The sequence below is a fragment of the Streptomyces sp. NPDC013187 genome (assembly GCF_042899705.1).
In the GTDB taxonomy this organism is placed as follows: Bacteria; Actinomycetota; Actinomycetes; order Streptomycetales; family Streptomycetaceae; genus Streptomyces; species Streptomyces hawaiiensis_A.
The window spans coordinates 116,532-135,656 of sequence record NZ_JBIBAF010000003.1; the positions used below are offsets into that span (position 1 = coordinate 116,532).

Genomic DNA, 19,125 nt, shown 5'->3' on the forward strand with positions numbered 1-19,125 from the left:
ATCCGCCGCAGGGTGGAAGGTGCGGCGTCATGTGCCGACCGTCCTCCGGTGTGGCGCGCGTGGAGCCGCCATCCGTTCACCTCGATGTGAACCATGCCGCGAGTGCGGATCCGCCGCACGTCATCAGGACCGTCAGCAGCCGCACCGGCATGCGCTGGACCGTCATGCGGAACCCGCCGATGCGGATGTCCAGGGCCGGGGCCTGCTCATGCACCTGTTCGGCGCGGTCGCTTTTCATCTCGTGTTCCCTCCGCAAGATCTTCTGTGACCTCTGTACGAGGCGGTGCGATGCGGACCTGTAGGGCCGGGGCATGGACAACCGGGCGGCGTGGAGCGTCGGTTCGGCGTTGGTGGGTCCGGTCCGCGGGATGAGCGGAGTCAACCTTGCGGGCATCTCGGAGAACGCGTCGATTTATTGGTTCGTTACCGCTCGGCCGTGTGATCCGTTCCGGAGAGTGATCTGCGAGGTGCGGTGCTCACGGCCGGGGCGTTGAGCTACTCGCCCGGCGGATCCCCGACCACCCACCACTCGTCGATGTCCGCCTCCTCCAGCGCCCATCCCTGCCGAGGCGGTGGCCCTCAGCTCCCGGAACCCAAAGCTCGTGTGGTCATGCCAACCCCCGGCTCAGGCGGCCGTCCGCCGGTCGTCGGGGTGCGGGTCGGCTGGAGGAGACCGGCGAGCGGTGGGCGGCGCTTGCCGTCTACCGGAGTGCCGAGCGGCTCTGATCGGCGGGGAGGCGGAGAGCAGGGGCACGCAGGAAGCGAGGGTCACACAAACCGGCGCCATGCCCGACGTCTGCCCCGCGAGTGCTGCTGACGATCGTTCACTCAGGCGTGGATCTCACGGCTCGTATCCTGGGGCGGCATCCCCCCCCACGTGTGCCGGGAACGCGAGCCGGTGCACGCGTCGGCGCGAGAAAGGTCCCACGGTGAGCCACCCGAGCCCGAAATCGCAGCAGATCCCGGTCGTCGTCCTGGCGGGATTCCTCGGCTCGGGGAAGACCACCCTGCTCAATCACCTCCTGCACCGCAGCGGCGGAAGCCGTATCGGCGCCCTCGTCAACGACTTCGGGGCGATCGAGATCGACGCGATGGCAGTGGCGGGAGCGCTCGGCGACTCGACGGTCTCCCTCGGCAACGGCTGCCTGTGCTGCGCCGTCGACGCGAGTGAACTGGACCAGTACCTGGAGCGGCTCGCGGAGCCCTCCGTCGGCATCGACGTCATCGTCATCGAGGCCAGCGGTCTCGCCGAGCCGCAGGAGCTCGTGCGGTTGCTGCTCGCCAGCGAGCATCCGGGGGTCGTCTACGGCGGGCTCGTCGAAGTCGTCGACGCCGCCGAGTTCGACGACACCCGGGCCAGGCACCCCGAGATCGACCGGCATCTCGCGCTGGCCGACCTCGTCGTGGTCAACAAGCTCGACCGGGCCGCGGACGGCGAAGGCGTCCTCGCACTGGTCTCGTCCCTCGTCGACCGCGCCGCCGTCGTCCCGGCCACCTACGGCCGGATCGACCCCGAGTTCCTCTTCGACTGCCGCCCGAGCGAGGAACGCATCGGGCAGCTGTCCTTCGACGACCTCCATGAAGACGACTCCCACGACCACGACCCGCACGACGGTCACTCCCAGGCCGCTCAGGACGGCGACCCGCACCACCACAGCCCGGACGCCCACACCGGTCACCTGCACGCCGCCTACGACAGCCTGTCGTTCGTCTCCGAGGCCCCCGTCGATCCACGCCGGCTGATGACGTTCCTCGACAGCCGGCCCCAGGGGCTGTACCGGATCAAGGGCTACGTCGACTTCGGGCCGTACGACATCCGCAACCGCTACGCCGTCCACGCCGTCGGGCGTTTCCTGCGCTTCTACCCGGAGCCCTGGCCGGCCGACTCCGAACGCCTCACCCAGCTCGTCCTCATCGGGTCGGGGATCGACGCCGCCGCTCTCGAAAAGGAACTGCAGGCGTGCCGGAGCGAGGCCCCACACGCCGACGAGCACGGCATGTGGGGCGTCCTGCGGTATGTGCGTGACCCCGAGGAGGACGGGGCCGACCCGGCCTAGACCGGCCCGGCCACCACCGCGACCGTCTTCGCCAGGGACACCCCGGAACCGTCACGGCGCGGGTCGATCTCCGGGAGTTCGGCCGGAGTGCCGTTCTTCTGCGCCGCCAGGGCCGGGACGGGGCCCGCCCAGGCCAGGGACAGGCAGTCCTCGCCCTTCAGGAACCGCTGACAGCGGACACCGCCGGTGGCGCGGCCCTTGCGCGGGTACTGGTCGAACGGGGTCAGCTTGGCCGTCGTCTGGACGGAGTCGTCCAGCGTGCCGCGCGAGCCCGCGACCGTGAAGACGACCGCGTCCACGGCCGGGTCCACCGCCGTGAACGAGATGACCTTCGCACCCTCGGCGAGCTTGATGCCCGCCACACCGCCGGCCGGACGGCCCTGCGGACGGACCTGGGACGCCTGGAAGCGCAGCAGCTGCGCGTCGTCGGTGATGAAGACCAGGTCCTCCTCGCCGGTGCGCAGCTCGATCGCGCCGACGATCCGGTCGCCCTCCTTGAGGCTGATCACCTCGAGCTCTTCCTTGTTGGCCGGATAGTCCGGCACCACGCGCTTGACGACGCCCTGTGCCGTACCCAGCGCCAGACCGGGCGACGATTCGTCGAGCGTGGTCAGGCAGACCACCGTCTCGTCGTCCTCCAGGGAGACGAACTCCGCCAGCGGTGCGCCCCCCGCGAGGTTCGGCGCCGACAGCGACTCCGGGAGCTGCGGCAGGTCGATCACGTTCAGCCGGAGCAGCCTGCCCGCCGAGGTGACGGCACCCACCTCGCCACGGGCGGTCGCCGGCACCGCCGAGACGATCACGTCGTGCTTCACGCGCTTGGCGGCGGCGTCCTCCGCGAACGGCTCGCCGTTCGCCGTGCGGGCCAGCAGACCCGTGGAGGACAGCAGCACCCGGCACGGGTCGTCGGCCACCTGCAGCGGCACGGCCGCCACCGGGGCACCACCCGACTCCAGCAGGACCGTACGCCGGTCCGTGCCGAACTTCTTGGCGACCGTGGCCAGTTCGGACGAGACCAGCTTGCGCAGCTCCGCGTCCGAGTCGAGGATCCGGGTCAGCTCCTCGATCTCCGCGTTGAGCCGGTCCTTCTCCGTCTCCAGCTCGATGCGGTCGTACTTGGTCAGACGGCGCAGCGGCGTGTCGAGGATGTACTGCGTCTGCACCTCGCTCAGCGAGAACTGCTCCATCAGGCGCTGCTTGGCCTGCGCGGAGTTCTCGCTGGAGCGGATCAGGCGGATGACCTCGTCGATGTCCAGCAGGGCCGTCAGCAGACCCTCGACCAGGTGCAGCCGGTCGCGCTTCTTGCCGCGGCGGAACTCCGAGCGCCGCCGTACGACGTTGAAGCGGTGGTCGAGATAGACCTCCAGAAGCTCCTTGAGGCCCAGCGTGAGCGGCTGGCCGTCGACCAGGGCCACGTTGTTGATGCCGAAGGACTCCTCCATCGGCGTCAGCTTGTAGAGCTGCTCCAGGACGGCCTCCGGCACGAAGCCGTTCTTGATCTCGATGACCAGGCGCAGACCGTGCGCGCGGTCGGTGAGGTCCTTGACGTCGGCGATGCCCTGGATCTTCTTCGAGCCGACCAGATCCTTGATCTTGGCGATGACCTTCTCGGGGCCGACCGTGAAGGGCAGCTCCGTGACCACGAGACCCTTGCGGCGGGCCGTCACGGGCTCCACCGACACCGTCGCCCGGATCTTGAAGCTGCCGCGGCCGGACTCGTACGCGTCCCGGATGCCGGACAGGCCGACGATGCGCCCGCCCGTGGGCAGGTCGGGGCCCGGGACGTGCTTCATCAGCGCGTCGAGATCCGCGTTCGGGTACCTGATCAGATGGCGGGCGGCGGCGATGACCTCGCGCAGGTTGTGCGGCGCCATGTTCGTGGCCATGCCGACGGCGATGCCCGAGGCGCCGTTGACCAGGAGGTTCGGGAAGGCGGCGGGCAGGGCCACCGGCTCCTGCTCCTGGCCGTCGTAGTTGGGGTTGAAGTCGACGGTGTCCTCGTCGATGGACTCCGTCATCAGGCTCGTGGCCTCGGCCATCCGGCACTCGGTGTACCGCATGGCCGCCGGCGGGTCGTCGTTGCCCAGCGAGCCGAAGTTGCCGTGGCCGTCGACCAGGGGGACCCGCATCGAGAAGGGCTGGGCCATGCGCACGAGGGCGTCGTAGATCGACGCGTCGCCGTGCGGGTGCAGCTTGCCCATCACCTCGCCGACGACCCGGGCGCACTTGACGTACCCGCGCTCGGGACGCAGGCCCATCTCGCTCATCTGGTAGACGATGCGGCGGTGCACCGGCTTGAGGCCGTCGCGCGCGTCCGGCAGGGCGCGGGAGTAGATGACCGAGTACGCGTACTCGAGGAAGGAGCCCTGCATCTCGTCGACGACGTCGATGTCGAGGATCCGCTCCTCGTACGAGTCGTCGGGCGGCGGGGTCTTCGTGCTGCGGCGGGCCATCGCTGCCGGCTCCTCCTGTTACTGGTCGCTCGCCTACAAGGCGTTCATGCGCTGACGAGACACCGACCGTACTCAGCCCTGCGGGCCTGCGCGCGCTCGCCCTCGTCACCGACCGCCCCTGCGGCTCGCTCATGCTGCTGCGATCCGGATCTGACGCCGACCATTGTGGACCGCCGCACTGACAACCGGGACCAGGGCCCGGTCCGGGCCGCATCCCGCGCTCCCGGGCCCAGGTCGCCGCCGGGAACTTCACCAGGGCTCCGCACGCTTGCATACAGTGGCAGGACCGGCAGGAATCCGCGGTCTGAACAACCGCACCGCGAGCGAAGGGACGTACATGCCCATGGGTCACACGGCCACAGCCCAGGCAGGCTCCGGGGGCCTGACAGCGACCGAGCACCGCCTGGCCAACGGCCTGCGCGTGGTGCTCTCCGAGGACCACCTGACCCCGGTCGCGGCGGTGTGCCTCTGGTACGACGTCGGCTCACGCCACGAAGTCAAGGGGCGTACCGGCCTGGCTCACCTTTTCGAGCACCTGATGTTCCAGGGTTCCGCGCAGGTCAAGGGCAACGGCCATTTCGAGCTCGTCCAGGGCGCGGGCGGCTCGCTGAACGGCACGACCAGCTTCGAGCGGACCAACTACTTCGAGACCATGCCCGCCCACGAGCTGGAGCTCGCCCTCTGGCTCGAGGCCGACCGCATGGGCTCGCTGCTGGCCGCGCTCGACGACGAGTCGATGGAGAACCAGCGCGACGTCGTCAAGAACGAGCGCCGCCAGCGCTACGACAACGTCCCGTACGGCACCGCCTTCGAGAAGCTGACCGCCCTCGCCTACCCGGAGGGCCACCCCTACCACCACACCCCGATCGGCTCGATGGCCGACCTGGACGCGGCGACCCTGGAGGACGCGCGCGCGTTCTTCCGCACCTACTACGCGCCGAACAACGCCGTACTCTCCGTGGTGGGCGACATCGACCCGGAGCAGACCCTCGCCTGGGTCGAGAAGTACTTCGGCTCCATCCCCGGCCACGACGGCAAGCCCGCCCCGCGCGACGGCTCGCTGCCGGAGACCATCGGCGAGCAGCTGCGCGAGGTCGTCGAGGAGGAGGTCCCGGCGCGCGCCCTGATGGCCGCCTACCGGCTGCCGCACGACGGCACGCGCGCGTGCGACGCGGCCGACCTGGCCCTCACCGTCCTCGGCGGCGGCGAGTCCTCCCGCCTGTACAACCGGCTCGTGCGCCGCGACCGTACGGCCGTGGCGGCCGGCTTCGGCCTGCTGCGGCTCGCCGGGGCGCCCTCCCTGGGGTGGCTGGACGTGAAGACGTCCGGTGACGTGGAGGTCCCGGTCATCGAGACCGCCATCGACGAGGAGCTCGCCCGGTTCGCCGAGGAGGGGCCCACGGCCGAGGAGATGGAGCGCGCCCAGGCCCAGTTGGAGCGCGAGTGGCTCGACCGGCTCGGCACGGTCGCGGGCCGCGCCGACGAACTGTGCCGGTACGCCGTGCTGTTCGGCGACCCGCAGCTCGCCCTGACCGCCGTCCAGCGCGTGCTGGAGATCACGCCGGAGGAGGTCCAGGAGGTCGCCAAGGCCCGCCTGCGGCCCGACAACCGCGCGGTGCTCGTCTATGAGCCGACCGCCCCCGAAGCCCCCGCCGACCAGGACGAGAACGAGGAGGCGGCCCGGTGACCGAGCTCGCCACGATGGACTTCCACCCCCGGCCGCAGGCGGGCGACGCCAAGCCGTGGGCCTTCCCCGCCCCCGAGCGCGGCTCGCTCGACAACGGCCTCACCGTGCTGCGCTGCCACCGCCCCGGCCAGCAGGTCGTCGCCGTTGAGGTGCTGCTCGACGCACCCCTGGACGCCGAGCCCGCCGGCCTCGACGGTGTGGCCACGATCATGGCCCGGGCCTTCTCCGAGGGCACCGACAAGCACTCCGCCGAGGACTTCGCCGCCGAGCTGGAGCGCGCCGGAGCCACCCTCGACGCGCACGCCGACCACCCCGGCGTCCGGCTCAGCCTGGAGGTGCCGGCCTCCCGGCTCGCCAAGGGACTGGGCCTGGTCGCCGACGCCCTGAGGGCACCCGCGTTCGCCGACAGCGAGGTCGAGCGGCTGGTCGCCAACCGTCTCGACGAGATCCCGCACGAGCTGGCCAACCCGTCCCGCCGTGGGGCCAAGGAGCTCTCCAAAGAGCTGTTCCCGGCGGACTCGCGCATGTCGCGGCCGCGGCAGGGCACCGAGGAGACCGTCGCCGCCATCGACTCCGCGGCCGTACGCGCCTTCTACGAGAAGCACGTCCGGCCCGCCACGGCCACCGCCGTGGTGGTCGGGGACCTCACCGGCATCGACCTCGACGCCCTGCTCGGGGACACGCTGGGCGCCTGGACGGGCTCCCCGGCCGAGCCGCGTCCCGTGCCGCCGGTGACCGCCGACGACACCGGCCGGGTCGTCATCGTGGACCGTCCGGGCGCCGTCCAGACGCAGCTGCTGATCGGCCGGATCGGCCCGGACCGGCACGACCGCGTGTGGCCCGCGCAAGTGCTCGGCACGTACTGCCTCGGCGGCACCCTCACCTCCCGCCTGGACCGCGTCCTGCGCGAGGAGAAGGGCTACACCTACGGCGTACGGGCGTTCGGCCAGGTCCTCAGGTCCGCACCCGACGGCACGGGTGCCGCGATGCTCGCCATCAGCGGTTCCGTCGACACGCCCAACACCGGCCCCGCTCTGGAGGACCTCTGGACGGTGCTGCGCACCCTCGCCGCCGAGGGGCTGACCGACGCCGAGCGGGACGTCGCCGTGCAGAACCTGGTCGGCGTCGCGCCGCTGAAGTACGAGACGGCAGCGGCCGTCGCGAGCACGCTGGCCGACCAGGTCGAGCAGCATCTGCCCGACGACTACCAGGCCACGCTGTACCGGCAGCTCGCCGCCACCGGCACCGTGGAGGCCACCGCGGCGGCCGTCAGCGCCTTCCCGGTGGACCGGCTGGTGACCGTGCTCGTCGGTGACGCGGCGCAGATCAAGGCGCCCGTCGAGGCCCTCGGGATCGGCGAAGTCACCGTCGTCGCCGCCGAGTAGCGGCACACGCGCTCAGGGGCCCTGGATGTCTTCGAAGGCACCAGGGCTCCTTTATGCCCGAATTGGGATGGGAGTTGCCTGTCTGCCCTGTGGGATGCGCTACAAAAGCCGGGATTCGTTTGGGAATTGAAAGTGGCGCCGCTTAGCGTCGTCCGGGCTGTTCGTCAGGCAGTGCGCCGCACCCGCGGCACCGGACAGTCATCGCCGAGTCCCCGTACGGCGCGAGCCAGGGGAGCCGGGGACCCACCGCAGTCCCTGGGGTGAATCGGACGCCCGCGCGTGCCGCGAGGGAGTCCGTAGGAGACCTTCCTGCTCCGAACCCGTCAGCTAACCCGGTAGGCGAGAGGGAAGGAAAGGACCAGCCACCACATGGCGTTCACTCGCGCCACCGGGAAGCACCGTCGTCCCAGCAAGATCCAGCGCCGCACCGCCCGCGCGGCGGGTGTCGCGGCCCTCGCCACCACCGGCGTGATCGGCACCGTGGCCGCCCCCGCGGCCTTCGCCGCCGAGCCCAGCGCCGAGCAGACCGGCCTCACCCCGGTCGTCACCATGGGTGACACCGTGGCCCAGCAGATCGACGCCCAGGCCGTCGCGCAGCAGCAGGCCGCCGAGGAGGCCGCCGCCAAGCAGAAGGCCGAGGAGGCCGCCCGCAAGCGGGCCGCCGAGGTGGCCGAGAAGGCCAAGGAAGCGGCCGAGAAGGCCCGCGAGGCCAAGGAGCGCGCCGCCCGCGAGGCCGAGCGCAAGCGCCTCAACGCCTACGTCGCCCCGATCTCCGGTTCGTACGTCTCCACCGGCTACAAGGCCAGCAGCGGCCTGTGGTCCTCCGGCAGCCACACCGGCGTGGACTTCCACGCCGCCAGCGGCACCTCCGTGCACGCGGTCGGCGCGGGCACCGTCGTCGAGGCCGGCTGGGGCGGCTCCTACGGCAACCAGATCGTGATCAAGATGAACGACGGGACGTACACCCAGTACGGCCACCTGTCCTCCATCGGCGTCTCGGTGGGCCAGCAGGTCACGCCCGGCCAGCAGATCGGCCTGTCCGGCGCGACCGGCAACGTCACCGGCCCGCACCTGCACTTCGAGGCCCGTACCAGCCCCGAGTACGGCTCGGACATCGACCCGGTCGCCTACCTCCGCTCGCACGGCGTCGGCGTCTGACCGGAACCTCTCCGCCGTTCCCGAAGCCCCGGCTCCCCGAGCCGGGGCTTTCGGTGTTTCCGGATGCCCGCGGGGTGCCTTCGGATGCCCGCCGCATGTCCGCTGTCCAAAAAATATCCCTGGATTCTCGCCTGCCGTCGGAAATTCCGGCTCATTGCAATAGAGTCACAGAATCACGCGCCGCTCGTCGGCGTTTCACGGGGATTAAGCGGAGGTCGGTCATGCGTATTCCCGCGCACTCGGTGTGCACGGCCATCCGGGACGACATCGTCGCGGGTGTCCACACACGCGGCAGCCGGCTCACCGAGGAACTCCTCGCCCGCCGCTACGGCGTCTCGCGGGTGCCCGTCCGGGAGGCGCTGCGCACGCTGGAGGCCGAGGGCTTCGTGGTGACCCGCCGGCACGCGGGCGCGTGCGTGGCCGAACCCACCGAGCAGGAGGCCGCCGACCTGCTGGAGATGCGGATGCTCCTGGAGCCGCTCGGTGCGGCCCGCGCCGCCCAGCGCCGCACCGAGGCGCATCTGAAAGTCCTGCGTGGACTGGTCCGGCTGGGCCAGGACCGGGCCCGCCGCGGCAACAGCGACGACCTGCGCTCCCTGGGCGCCTGGTTCCACGAGACGCTCGCCCAGGCCTCCGGCAGCCCCGCCCTGACCTCGATGCTCACCCAGCTCCGCCACAAGATCACGTGGATGTACGCCGTGGAGGCTCCGCTCAGCCCGGTGGAGTCCTGGACGGAGCACGGCGCGATCGTGGACGCGGTGGCGCGCGGGGACGGCGAGCGCGCGCGGGCGGTCACGGCGCTGCACACCGAGCGCGCGATCGGCGCGCACCGCCTGCGCCTCGGTTCCGCCGAGGATCGCGCCGACCGTGTGAGGAACTCGCAACATGCCGTAAACACGGCGAGCCTGCGGCATTAACACGACAGCCGTATACAAAAGAGTGACCAATTCCCGAGGGGCTTATTTCTGCTGCTCGAAGACGGGAATTCATGTTCCGTGTGGACCGGAATGGCGAAGGGCCCGCCCGGTGAATTCGGACGAGCCCTTCGCTGTGCGCCGCATCGGGCGCTCAGGACATCAGACGGTCTCGGGCAGTTCCTCGAGACCCTCGGAGACCAGCTTCGCCAGCCGGTCGAGGGCGGCGTCCGCGCCCTCGGCGTCGGAGGCGAGGACGATCTCCTCGCCCCCCTGGGCGCCGAGGCCGAGGACGGCCAGCATCGAGGCCGCGTTGACGGGGTTGCCGTCAGCCTTGGCGATCGTCACCGGGACGCCTGCGGCCGTGGCGGCTCGGACGAAGATGGAGGCGGGGCGGGCGTGGAGGCCCTCGGCCCAGCCGACGTTGACGCGGCGCTCAGCCATGTGTTGCTGCCCTTCGGTGTTCGTTGTCTAGACCAGTTTCCCATATCGTGAAGCCCGCCCGGAGCGGTCCTCGCGTTCCACTCCGGGGATGCCGTCGGATCGCGGCCTCGACCCGACTGACGCCCTCCACAGACTGCCTCGCGCCGTTGTCAGGCGCTAGCCGTACTCTGGGGCCCATGCAGACCTCGCCGGACCGGCATGAGTATCCCGCCCACTGGGAAGCCGACGTGGTGCTGCGCGACGGGGGCACCGCGCGCATCCGGCCCATCACCGTTGATGACGCCGATCGCCTGGTCAGCTTCTACGAGCAGGTCTCCGACGAGTCGAAGTACTACCGCTTCTTCGCGCCGTACCCTCGCCTGTCCGCCAAGGACGTCCACCGCTTCACGCACCACGACTTTGTGGACCGGGTGGGACTCGCGGCCACGGTCGGCGGCGAGTTCATCGCCACCGTACGCTACGACCGGATCGGCGCCGACGGAACACCCGCGTCCGCACCCGCCGACGAGGCCGAGGTCGCCTTCCTCGTGCAGGACGCCCACCAGGGCCGCGGGGTCGCCTCCGCCCTGCTCGAACACATCGGCGCCGTCGCCCGCGAGCGCGGCATCCGCCGTTTCGCCGCCGAGGTGCTGCCCGCCAACACCAAGATGATCAAGGTGTTCACGGACGCCGGCTACACGCAGAAGCGCAGCTTCGAGGACGGTGTCGTCCGTCTGGAGTTCGACCTCGAACCCACCGACCGCTCCCTCGCCGTGCAGTACGCCCGCGAACACCGCGCCGAGGCACGCTCCGTGCAGCGGCTCCTCGCCCCCGGGTCGGTCGCCGTCATCGGCGCGGGCCGCACGCCGGGCGGCGTGGGCCGCAGCGTCCTCGGCAACATCCAGGACGCCGGGTACACCGGCCGCCTCTACGCCGTGAACAAGGCCCTCCCCGAGGAGCAGAAGGAGCTCGACGGGGTGCCCGCCCACCGCTCGGTCCGGGACATCGACGGCCCCGTGGACCTCGCGGTCGTCGCCGTCCCGGCCGAGCACGTCCCCGAGGTCGTCACCGAGTGCGGCGAACACGGCGTGCAGGGGCTGGTCGTGGTCTCCGCCGGGTACGCCGAGAGCGGTCCCGAGGGGCGCGAACGCCAGCGCGCCCTCGTGCGGCACGCGCGCACGTACGGCATGCGGATCATCGGCCCGAACGCCTTCGGCATCATCAACACCTCCCCACGGGTACGGCTCAACGCCTCCCTCGCCCCCGAGGTGCCGCGCCCCGGCCGGATCGGCCTGTTCGCCCAGTCCGGCGCCATCGGCATCGCCCTGCTGTCCCGGCTGCACCGGCGCGGCGGCGGCGTCACGGGCGTGACCGGCGTCTCCACCTTCGTCTCCTCCGGCAACCGCGCCGACGTCTCCGGCAACGATGTCCTGCAGTACTGGTACGAGGACCCCGACACCGACGTCGTCCTCATGTACCTGGAGTCCATCGGCAATCCCCGCAAGTTCACCCGCCTCGCACGCCGGACCGCCGCGGCGAAACCGCTGGTCGTGGTCCAGGGCGCGCGGCACGCGGCCGCTCCCCAGGGGCACGCCGTCCGGGCGACCCGGCTGTCGCACGAGACCGTCTCGGCCCTGCTGCGGCAGGCGGGCGTCATCCGCGTCGACACCATCACCGAGCTGGTGGACGCGGGCCTGCTGCTCGCCCGCCAGCCCCTGCCCCCCGGCCCCAGGGTGGCCATCCTGGGCAACTCGGAGTCGCTCGGCCTGCTCACGTACGACGCGTGCCTCGCCGAGGGTCTGCGGCCGCATCCCCCGCAGGACCTGACCACCGCGGCCTCCGCGGCGGACTTCCACGCCGCCCTGTCCCGCGCACTCGCCGACGACCGGTGCGACGCCGTCGTCGTCACCGCCATACCGGCGGTGGGGGAGGGCTCCATCGGCGACGCGGCTCTCGCACAGGCCCTGAGCTCGGCATCGGCCGCGGCCCCGGCCAAGCCGGTCCTGGTGGTCCACGTGGAGCTCGGCGGCCTGGCGGAGGCCCTGTCGGCGGCGGCGAGCACGGCACCGCAGGCCGCAGCGGACGCCGACGACGTCCCACAGCCGGCACCGACCGGACGACGGCCCCCGGCTCCGGAGGCCAAGGTCGACGCCGAGGCCCCCGAAGACGCCCACCTGATCCCCGCCTACCCCGCCGCGGAGCGCGCCGTCCGCGCCCTCGGCCAGGCCGTCACCTACGCGCAGTGGCGGCGCGACGCCGCCGACCCCGGCAAGGTGCCCGAGTACGACGACATCCAGGAAAAGGGCGCCGCGGAACTGATCGGAGGCCTCCTAGCGCGCGGGCAGGGGCTCACACTCGGCACCGACGAGACCTGCGACCTCCTCGGCCACTACGGCATACAGGTCCACCGCGCCTTGCCCGCCCCGACCCCCGACGCCGCCGTCGAGGCCGCCCGCACCCTCGGCTACCCCGTCGCCCTCAAAGCCACCGCCCCGCACCTGAGGCACCGCGCCGACCTGGGCGGCGTCCGCCTCGACCTCGCGGACGAGGACCAACTGCGCCGGTCCTACGCGGAGTTGACCGAGCTGTTCGGTACGCCGGAGGAGCTGCGGCCGGTGGTGCAGCGGATGGCGCCACGCGGCGTTGACGTCGTCGTACGGGCCGTCATCGACCCCGCGGCCGGAGCCGTGCTCTCCTTCGGGCTCGCCGGGGCCGCCTCACAACTGCTCGGGGACACCGCGCACCGGCTGATCCCGGTCACCGACCGGGAGGCGACCTCGCTGGTGCGCTCGATCCGCACCGCCCCCCTGCTGTTCGGCTGGCGCGGTTCCGCACCGGCCGACACCCGGGCCCTGGAGGAGCTGCTGCTGCGGGTGTCCCGGCTGGTCGACGACCACCCCGAGGTCGTCGCGGTCACCCTGGAGCCGGTCGTCGTCGCCTCGCACGGCCTGAGCGTTCTCGGCGCCTCCGTCCGTCTCGCGCCCCCTCCCGTCCGCGACGACCTCGGCCCGCGCACGCTCCCCGCGTACTGACCGGGGGCGAGCGGTCCCTCGCAGTCAGTGGTCCCCCGTAGGATGGGCGTCATGGCCAAGACCAGTACGACGACCCAGGGGCTGCGGGCGGCGATCGAGCGCAGCGGCTACTACCCGGCCCTCGTGGCCGAGGCGGTGGAGGCCGCCGTGGGCGGTGAGCCCATGCGGTCGTACCTGGTCCACCAGGAGACGACGTTCGACCAGAACGAGGTACGGCGGCACGTGACGGTGCTCGTCCTCACGGACACCCGCTTCATCGTCAGCCACACCGACGAGCAGGCCGCCGACAGCACCTCCCCGACGCCGTACGCCACGACGTCGACCGAGTCCGTGAAGATCGGCCGCATCTCGTCGGTCGTGGTCAGCCGCGTGGTCGCCAACCCCGAGTCGTACAAGCCGGGAACCCTGCCCCGTGAAGTCGTCCTCACCATCGGCTGGGGCGCCGTCTCGCGCATCGACCTGGAGCCGGCCGCCTGCGGCGACCCCAACTGCGAGGCCGACCACGGCTACACCGGCAACTCGACGGCGGACGACCTCAGCCTGCGCGTCAGCGAGGCCGGGGACGGACCGGAGACCGTGCGGGAGGCGCTCGCCTTCGCGCAGGCCCTCTCCGAGGCGACCGCGGACGCGAGCTGATGGCACAGCTCGATACGACTTGGGACCAGCACCCGGAACCGCTCACCATCGCCTCCGCACCGGTCCCCGAGTACGGCAGCGGATCACTCGCCGACCTCCTGCCCACCCTGGCGGCCAGCCTGGGCGTACCGGACATGAGCGCCTCGATCACCGAGCTGACCCCCGCCGACCGCAACTGCGTGTTCCTGATCGACGGCCTCGGCTGGGAGCAGCTGAGGGCGCACCCCGAGGACGCTCCCTTCATGACGTCCCTGCTCGCCACCTCCCGCGGTGGCACCGGACGTCCGCTCACCGCCGGCTTTCCGGCGACCACCGCGACCTCCCTGGCCTCCGTCGGTACCGGCCTGCCCCCGGGCGCGCACGGCCTGCCCGGCTACACCGTCCGCAACCCGGACACCGGCGACTTGATGAACCAGCTGCGCTGGCAGCCGTGGGCGCCGCCCGGCCCCTGGCAGCCGTACCCCACGGTCTTCCGGCTGGCGCACGCCGCCGGGGTGCACGCCGCGCAGGTGTCGTCCCCGACCTTCGAGAACACCCCGCTGACCAAGGTCGCGCTCAGTGGAGGAACGTTCCTCGGGCGGCTGTCCGGCGAGGACCGTATGGACCTGGCGGCCGAGCAACTGGCCGCGGGCGACCGCTCCCTGGTGTACACCTACTTCGCCGAGGTCGACGGCGCCGGCCACCGTTACGGCGTCGACTCCGACACCTGGCGCGGCCAGCTCATGTACGCCGACCGCCTGGTCCAGCGACTGGCCGAGCAACTGCCGCCGCGCAGCGCCCTCTACGTCACCGCCGACCACGGCATGATCGACGTGCCCTTCGACGAGCAGCACCGCATCGACTTCGACGAGGACTGGGAGCTGAGCGCGGGTGTCGCCCTGCTCGGCGGCGAGGGCCGTGCCCGCCACGTCTACGCGGTGCCCGGCGCGGCCAACGACGTCCTGACCTGCTGGCGCGAGGTGCTCGGCGAGCAGTTCTGGGTGGCCTCGCGCGACGAGGCCATCGCCGCGGGCTGGTTCGGCCCGCGGGTCGACGAGCGGGTGTACGGCAGGATCGGCGACGTGGTCGCGGCCGCCCGGGACGACGTCCTGCTCATCGCCTCCGAGCGCGAGCCGAAGGAGTCGGCGATGGTCGGCAACCACGGTTCGATGACCCCCGCCGAGCAGCTGGTCCCCCTGCTCGAAGTACGCTCCTGAGACAGTCCCGCCCCAAGCCCACCCCACGCCCCGCCCTCCCACGCCGAAAGGTGCTCAACTCCACATGCCCGAGCTGGTGTTCTTCTGCGGAACGATGGACTGCGGGAAGTCGACGCTGGCTCTCCAGATCGAGCACAACCGCTCGGCGCGCGGCCTGCAGGGCATGATCTACTCGCGCGACGACCGCGCCGGCGAGGGCAAGCTGTCCTCGCGCCTCGGCCTGGTGACGGACGCGGTGGAGGTCGGGGACGGGCAGGACCTCTACGGCCACCTCGTCGACCACCTCTCGCGGGGCGGCCGTGCGGACTACGTGATCGCCGACGAGGCGCAGTTCCTCGCGCCGGAGCAGATCGACCAACTCGCGCGTGTGGTCGACGACCTGAGCCTCGACGTCTACGCCTTCGGCATCACGACGGACTTCCGCTCCAAGCTGTTCCCCGGCTCGCAGCGGCTGGTGGAACTGGCCGACCGGGTCGAGGTCCTCCAGGTCGAGGCCCTGTGCTGGTGCGGAGCCCGCGCCACCCACAACGCCCGCACGATAGGCGGGGTGATGGTCGTCGAAGGCGCCCAGGTGGTCGTCGGCGACGTCACCCACTCCGCGGACGAGGTCGGCTACGAGGTCTTGTGCCGGCGTCATCACCGTCGCCGGATGACCGCGGCGACGTCCCGCGCGGCGGCCCTGTCCCCGGACGTGCTGCCGGTGACGTCCGCCTGACCCGCGGCCGGCTCGCCGGCCTCAACTCGGGCGTTGCAGCAGCGCGAACCGCGCCCCTTCCGGGTCCGACACATGCGCCACCCGCCCGTGGGCCGTGTCGTGCACCGGCTTGAGGACCTGCCCGCCAAGCTGGTCCAGGTGCTCCAGGGCGTCGTCGACGTCGGCCACCTGGAAGTACGTGACCCAGTGCGGTCCCCGGTCGCGGGGCAGGGCGCGCCCGAGGCCGTGGATTCCGGCGACGGGTTCGCCGCCGAGGTGCAGGGACACGTAGTCGACGTCGGCGGAGACCACCGGCTCCTCCTCGTAGCCGAACACCGTGCGGTAGAACTTGGCGACGCCGGCCGACTCGAAGGTCAGCAGTTCGTTCCAGGCGGGTGTGCCGGGAACGCCCGCGACGGCGATGCCGAGGTGCGCGGCGGCCTGCCAGATGCCGAAGACCGCGCCGGAGGGGTCGGAGCCGATGGCCAGGCGGCCTGCGTCGGCCGCGTCGAGCGGGCCCACTCCGATCGTGCCGCCGCGGCTGCGCACCGTCTCGGCCGTCAGATCCACGTTCTCCGAGGCGAAGTAGGGGGTCCACGCGATCGGCAGATGGCGGTCCGGCGGCAGCCGTCCGATCCCGGCCACCTCGCGCCCGTCGAGCAGCGCGCGCACATAGGGCCCGAGCTGCTGGGGGCCCGGCTGGAACTCCCAGCCGAACAGCGCTCCGTAGAACTCCTCGGTCGCGTCCGGGCCGTGCACCATCAGGCTCACCCAGCAGGGCACGCCGGGCGCGTGCCGAGCGGGTGTGTCGCTGTTCGGCCCGGCGGACCCCCGTGCGTCGGTCATCGTCACTCTCTTCTCGGCCTCGCGGTGGCCGTGCTCTCCGCGGCCTGGTGGGGCGGCTTTGTGGGGCGTCCCCTGCCCTGGAGAATGCCCGATGTGCGGGCACCTGTGCTCACGGCGCGCTTGTCGGCGGGTGTCGCTCAGCTGTACAGCATGTGCCTGTTCCCGTACGCCGCGTGATCGCCCCGCTCCGGCCGAGCAGAGTAGCCGGACCCGGACGACTCGGCCACCCCCGTGCGCGAGGATGGGGACCATGAACGCCATCATCTCCGCATCCGACCTCGCCAGGGATCTCACGGGCGACCGCCCGCCGGTCCTGCTCGACGTCCGCTGGCAGCTCACCGCGGCCAGGGCGGCCGGCGAGCCGCCGTTCGACGGCCGGGCCGCGTACGAGGCAGGGCACCTGCCCGGAGCCGTCTACGTCGACCTGGACCGGGAGTTGGCCTCCGCGCCGGGCGAGGGCGGCCGGCACCCCCTGCCCGACCTCACGCGCTTCGGTGCCGCGATGCGCCGGGCCGGCGTCTCGGCCGGAACGCCGGTAGTCGTCTACGACGGCGGCCAGGGGTGGGCGGCGGCCCGGGCGTGGTGGCTGCTGCGCTGGACGGGTCACCCGGATGTGCGAGTCCTCGACGGCGGGTTGCCGTCCTGGGAAGGGCCGCTGGAGACGTCCGTGCCGGATCCGGCGGAGGGTGACTTCGTGCCCGAGCCGGGGGCGACGGGGCTGCTCGACGCGGATGCCGCCGCGGCGCTGGCACGGTCAGGGGTGCTGCTGGACGCGCGGGCGGGGGAGCGGTATCGCGGTGAGGTGGAGCCGATCGACCCCGTGGCCGGGCACATCCCGGGCGCGGTGTCGGCGCCCACCACGGAGAACGTGGGGGCCGACGGGCGTTTCCTTCCCGCCGGGGAGCTGCGGGAGCGGTTCAAGGGGCTCGGTGTCACCGAGGGTTCACGGGTAGGCGTGTACTGCGGTTCGGGGGTGTCCGCCGCCCACCAGGTGCTGGCCCTGGCGGCCGCCGGCATCCCGGCCGAGCTGTACGTAGGGTCTTGGTCGGAGTGGTCCTCGGACCCGGACCGGCCGGTCGCCGTCGGTGCGGACCCGCAGTGATCCGACCTGAGGAGGGGGCCGCGCCCGGACGGCGTGGCCCCCTCCTTCTCGGCATGACTCGTTCGAGATCCGGCCCGGCTACTCCTGCTTCTTGCGCCGTGTGCCGAACACGATCTCGTCCCAGCTCGGGACGGCCGCCCTGCGGCCGGGGCGTACTCCGTCCGCTTCGGCCTGGCGGTCGGTGGCACCGATGAGCCGGTCACGATGGCTGCCCACACTGCGCGGCATGAGGACGTCCGCGTAGGCGGAACCGGCCGAGGCCGCGGGAGCCGGAGGCTCCTCCTCCTCGACCTCGGCGACGACGACGGGCTCCTCCTCGGTCTCCGCCGGGGGGAGTTCCGGAACCACCAGGTCGCCGCGGAAGCTCGGCACCGCCTCGAGCAGGCTTGTCAGCGAGTCTCTCTCGCCGGTGGTCTCCTCGATCGGCTCGGACGCCTGCGCGGGCAGACTGGGCCGCTCGCGTTCGGGGCGGTCCAGGGGTCTGTCGCGCGGCAGCCGGGCGATCCGGGGGACGAACGGGAAGCTGGGCTCGGGTGCGGACAGGTCGTCGGACTCGCCGATCAGCGAGCGCGCCTCGTCGTCGACGGCCTGGACGAGTCGCCGGGGTGGGTCGTATGTCCAGCTCGCCGAGTGCGGTTCGCCCGCGACGCGGTAGACCAGCAGGACCTCCCAGGTGCCGTCGTCGCGACGCCACGAGTCCCACTGGACGGTGTCCTTGTCGGCGCCGCGCAGCAGCAGCCGCTCTTGCACGGCCTCGCCGAGGGGCGGCCCGGAGTTCTCGCCGGGGCGGCGGACGGGGGTCTTGCGGGCCCGCTCGGCCATGAAGGCGCGCTCGGCGAGCACGGGGCCCTCGAAGCGGCGCACCCGGTCGACGGGGATGCCTGCCATCTGCGCGACCTCTTCCGCGGTCGCGCCGGCACGTATACGCGCCTGGATGTCGCGGGGGCGGAGGTGGCTCTCGACCTCGATCTCGATCTGGCCGAGACGGGGACGGTCGCCGCGCACGGCAGCGCGCAGGCGTTCGTCGATCGGAAGCGTGTACTCCGTAGAGTCGGCAGCCTTCAGCACCAGCCGTGTGCCGTCATTCGAGACGGCCACGACACGCAGTTCGGGCATGGGGACCTCCCGGGTGGTGCCTGCCGACGTCACGTGCGTCGCTGCTTCCGCTAGTCGAGTGTGGCCTGCCCGGGTGCAGCCTGCCACAACCTTGCCGAGTTGCCCGGCGTGTCGGGCGCGGGCCCTGGATCGCCGTTATGGCACGGTTACCTATTCGCAACGCTAAGTGACGAACTCTGTCACCCTGTGCAACTAGCCCCCTCCCGGCGGTCCTAAAGGCCCTGTGCACCCTGACGGGAGACCGGACCCAGGGCTCGCAACAGTACTCCATTCGGGCCACGTACGTGGATCGGCGCGCCGCCCAACTTCTGTCAACGGGTGGGACTTGGCCTCTCCTGCCCGCATCTCGCGATCTTGAACGTGGGGTACTTCACGTAATCACCAAAATCGGAACCAAGGGTCAGGCCGGGGGTGCGTGGTCGTGCC

Annotated in this window: 15 protein-coding genes and 1 riboswitch; of the genes, 10 read left to right on the forward strand and 5 right to left on the reverse strand. The window is 71.8% G+C overall.

From position 1 onward, the window contains the following. Window positions 1-76 precede the first annotated feature (76 nt). Complete coding sequence (locus ACFY5B_RS06545) at window positions 77-238, reverse strand: hypothetical protein (RefSeq protein WP_389965393.1); 162 nt, start codon at window positions 236-238, stop codon at window positions 77-79. Between the two features lie 691 nt (window positions 239-929). Between ACFY5B_RS06545 and ACFY5B_RS06550 the strand changes: the two genes are divergently transcribed. Then, window positions 930-2,057: a CobW family GTP-binding protein gene (locus ACFY5B_RS06550; RefSeq protein WP_389965396.1), complete on the forward strand. Its 1,128-nt coding sequence runs from the start codon at window positions 930-932 to the stop codon at window positions 2,055-2,057. Here the strand turns inward: ACFY5B_RS06550 and ACFY5B_RS06555 are convergent. Further along, entirely contained in the window at window positions 2,054-4,510 is a 2,457-nt protein-coding gene (locus ACFY5B_RS06555; protein WP_389965399.1) for a DNA topoisomerase (ATP-hydrolyzing) subunit A, read from the reverse strand. The genes ACFY5B_RS06550 and ACFY5B_RS06555 overlap by 4 nt on opposite strands. Before the next feature lie 343 nt (window positions 4,511-4,853). Between ACFY5B_RS06555 and ACFY5B_RS06560 the strand changes: the two genes are divergently transcribed. The 4 genes from ACFY5B_RS06560 to ACFY5B_RS06575 all read left to right on the forward strand — a co-directional run bounded on the left by ACFY5B_RS06560 (window position 4,854) and on the right by ACFY5B_RS06575 (window position 9,657). Continuing rightward, window positions 4,854-6,197 (forward strand): pitrilysin family protein, encoded by a 1,344-nt coding sequence (locus ACFY5B_RS06560; RefSeq protein WP_234388017.1) that lies wholly within the window; start codon window positions 4,854-4,856, stop codon window positions 6,195-6,197. Beyond that, entirely contained in the window at window positions 6,194-7,582 is a 1,389-nt protein-coding gene (locus tag ACFY5B_RS06565; RefSeq protein WP_389965401.1) for a M16 family metallopeptidase, read from the forward strand. The genes ACFY5B_RS06560 and ACFY5B_RS06565 overlap by 4 nt, the downstream gene beginning before the upstream one ends. Before the next feature lie 192 nt (window positions 7,583-7,774). After that, a riboswitch (cyclic di-AMP (ydaO/yuaA leader) is annotated at window positions 7,775-7,939 on the forward strand. A 12-nt stretch (window positions 7,940-7,951) separates the two neighbouring features. Then, window positions 7,952-8,740, forward strand: a complete 789-nt coding sequence (locus ACFY5B_RS06570; protein WP_389965404.1) for a M23 family metallopeptidase — start codon at window positions 7,952-7,954, stop codon at window positions 8,738-8,740. Between the two features lie 221 nt (window positions 8,741-8,961). Next, a complete protein-coding gene (locus ACFY5B_RS06575) occupies window positions 8,962-9,657 on the forward strand; it encodes a GntR family transcriptional regulator (RefSeq protein ID WP_389965407.1) in 696 nt (231 codons plus the stop codon). A 159-nt stretch (window positions 9,658-9,816) separates the two neighbouring features. On the opposite strand, the gene ACFY5B_RS06580 is transcribed toward ACFY5B_RS06575, so the two are convergent. Then, on the reverse strand, window positions 9,817-10,098 hold the full coding sequence (locus tag ACFY5B_RS06580; protein WP_003993478.1) for an HPr family phosphocarrier protein: 282 nt from the start codon (window positions 10,096-10,098) through the stop codon (window positions 9,817-9,819). 176 nt (window positions 10,099-10,274) lie between these two features. Here ACFY5B_RS06580 and ACFY5B_RS06585 point away from each other — a divergent pair, with 176 nt between their 5' ends. From ACFY5B_RS06585 to ACFY5B_RS06600, 4 genes are all read left to right on the forward strand, one after another. Continuing rightward, window positions 10,275-13,109, forward strand: a complete 2,835-nt coding sequence (locus tag ACFY5B_RS06585) for a GNAT family N-acetyltransferase (protein ID WP_389965410.1) — start codon at window positions 10,275-10,277, stop codon at window positions 13,107-13,109. Window positions 13,110-13,160: 51 nt separating this feature from the next. Continuing rightward, window positions 13,161-13,745: a DUF5998 family protein gene (locus ACFY5B_RS06590; RefSeq protein WP_389965413.1), complete on the forward strand. Its 585-nt coding sequence runs from the start codon at window positions 13,161-13,163 to the stop codon at window positions 13,743-13,745. Continuing rightward, on the forward strand, window positions 13,745-14,941 hold the full coding sequence (locus ACFY5B_RS06595) for an alkaline phosphatase family protein (RefSeq protein WP_389965416.1): 1,197 nt from the start codon (window positions 13,745-13,747) through the stop codon (window positions 14,939-14,941). The genes ACFY5B_RS06590 and ACFY5B_RS06595 overlap by 1 nt, the downstream gene beginning before the upstream one ends. Before the next feature lie 64 nt (window positions 14,942-15,005). Then, window positions 15,006-15,656 carry a thymidine kinase gene (locus ACFY5B_RS06600; RefSeq protein WP_389965419.1) on the forward strand — a complete coding sequence of 217 codons (651 nt, stop codon included), beginning with the start codon at window positions 15,006-15,008 and terminating at the stop codon, window positions 15,654-15,656. A 21-nt stretch (window positions 15,657-15,677) separates the two neighbouring features. Here the strand turns inward: ACFY5B_RS06600 and ACFY5B_RS06605 are convergent, their stop codons facing one another. Beyond that, complete coding sequence (locus ACFY5B_RS06605) at window positions 15,678-16,481, reverse strand: VOC family protein (RefSeq protein ID WP_389965422.1); 804 nt, start codon at window positions 16,479-16,481, stop codon at window positions 15,678-15,680. A gap of 250 nt (window positions 16,482-16,731) precedes the next feature. Here ACFY5B_RS06605 and ACFY5B_RS06610 point away from each other — a divergent pair, with 250 nt between their 5' ends. Then, window positions 16,732-17,583 carry a sulfurtransferase gene (locus tag ACFY5B_RS06610; protein WP_389965425.1) on the forward strand — a complete coding sequence of 284 codons (852 nt, stop codon included), beginning with the start codon at window positions 16,732-16,734 and terminating at the stop codon, window positions 17,581-17,583. A 78-nt stretch (window positions 17,584-17,661) separates the two neighbouring features. Here ACFY5B_RS06610 and sepH read toward each other — a convergent pair whose 3' ends face one another. Beyond that, entirely contained in the window at window positions 17,662-18,699 is a 1,038-nt protein-coding gene (gene sepH / locus ACFY5B_RS06615) for a septation protein SepH (RefSeq protein WP_104781224.1), read from the reverse strand. Between the last annotated feature and the right edge of the window lie 426 nt (window positions 18,700-19,125).

Bases quoted from the DNA above. Each gene is read 5' to 3' on its own strand.
- ACFY5B_RS06545 (WP_389965393.1), bottom strand. From the start codon at position 238: ATGAAAAGCGACCGCGCCGAACAGGTGCATGAGCAGGCCCCGGCCCTG.
- ACFY5B_RS06555 (WP_389965399.1), bottom strand. From the start codon at position 4,510: ATGGCCCGCCGCAGCACGAAGACCCCGCCGCCCGACGACTCGTACGAG.
- ACFY5B_RS06560 (WP_234388017.1), top strand. From the start codon at position 4,854: ATGGGTCACACGGCCACAGCCCAGGCAGGCTCCGGGGGCCTGACAGCG.
- ACFY5B_RS06570 (WP_389965404.1), top strand. From the start codon at position 7,952: ATGGCGTTCACTCGCGCCACCGGGAAGCACCGTCGTCCCAGCAAGATC.
- ACFY5B_RS06575 (WP_389965407.1), top strand. From the start codon at position 8,962: ATGCGTATTCCCGCGCACTCGGTGTGCACGGCCATCCGGGACGACATC.
- ACFY5B_RS06580 (WP_003993478.1), bottom strand. From the start codon at position 10,098: ATGGCTGAGCGCCGCGTCAACGTCGGCTGGGCCGAGGGCCTCCACGCC.
- ACFY5B_RS06585 (WP_389965410.1), top strand. From the start codon at position 10,275: ATGCAGACCTCGCCGGACCGGCATGAGTATCCCGCCCACTGGGAAGCC.
- ACFY5B_RS06590 (WP_389965413.1), top strand. From the start codon at position 13,161: ATGGCCAAGACCAGTACGACGACCCAGGGGCTGCGGGCGGCGATCGAG.
- ACFY5B_RS06595 (WP_389965416.1), top strand. From the start codon at position 13,745: ATGGCACAGCTCGATACGACTTGGGACCAGCACCCGGAACCGCTCACC.
- ACFY5B_RS06600 (WP_389965419.1), top strand. From the start codon at position 15,006: ATGCCCGAGCTGGTGTTCTTCTGCGGAACGATGGACTGCGGGAAGTCG.
- ACFY5B_RS06605 (WP_389965422.1), bottom strand. From the start codon at position 16,481: ATGACCGACGCACGGGGGTCCGCCGGGCCGAACAGCGACACACCCGCT.
- ACFY5B_RS06610 (WP_389965425.1), top strand. From the start codon at position 16,732: ATGAACGCCATCATCTCCGCATCCGACCTCGCCAGGGATCTCACGGGC.
- sepH (WP_104781224.1), bottom strand. From the start codon at position 18,699: ATGCCCGAACTGCGTGTCGTGGCCGTCTCGAATGACGGCACACGGCTG.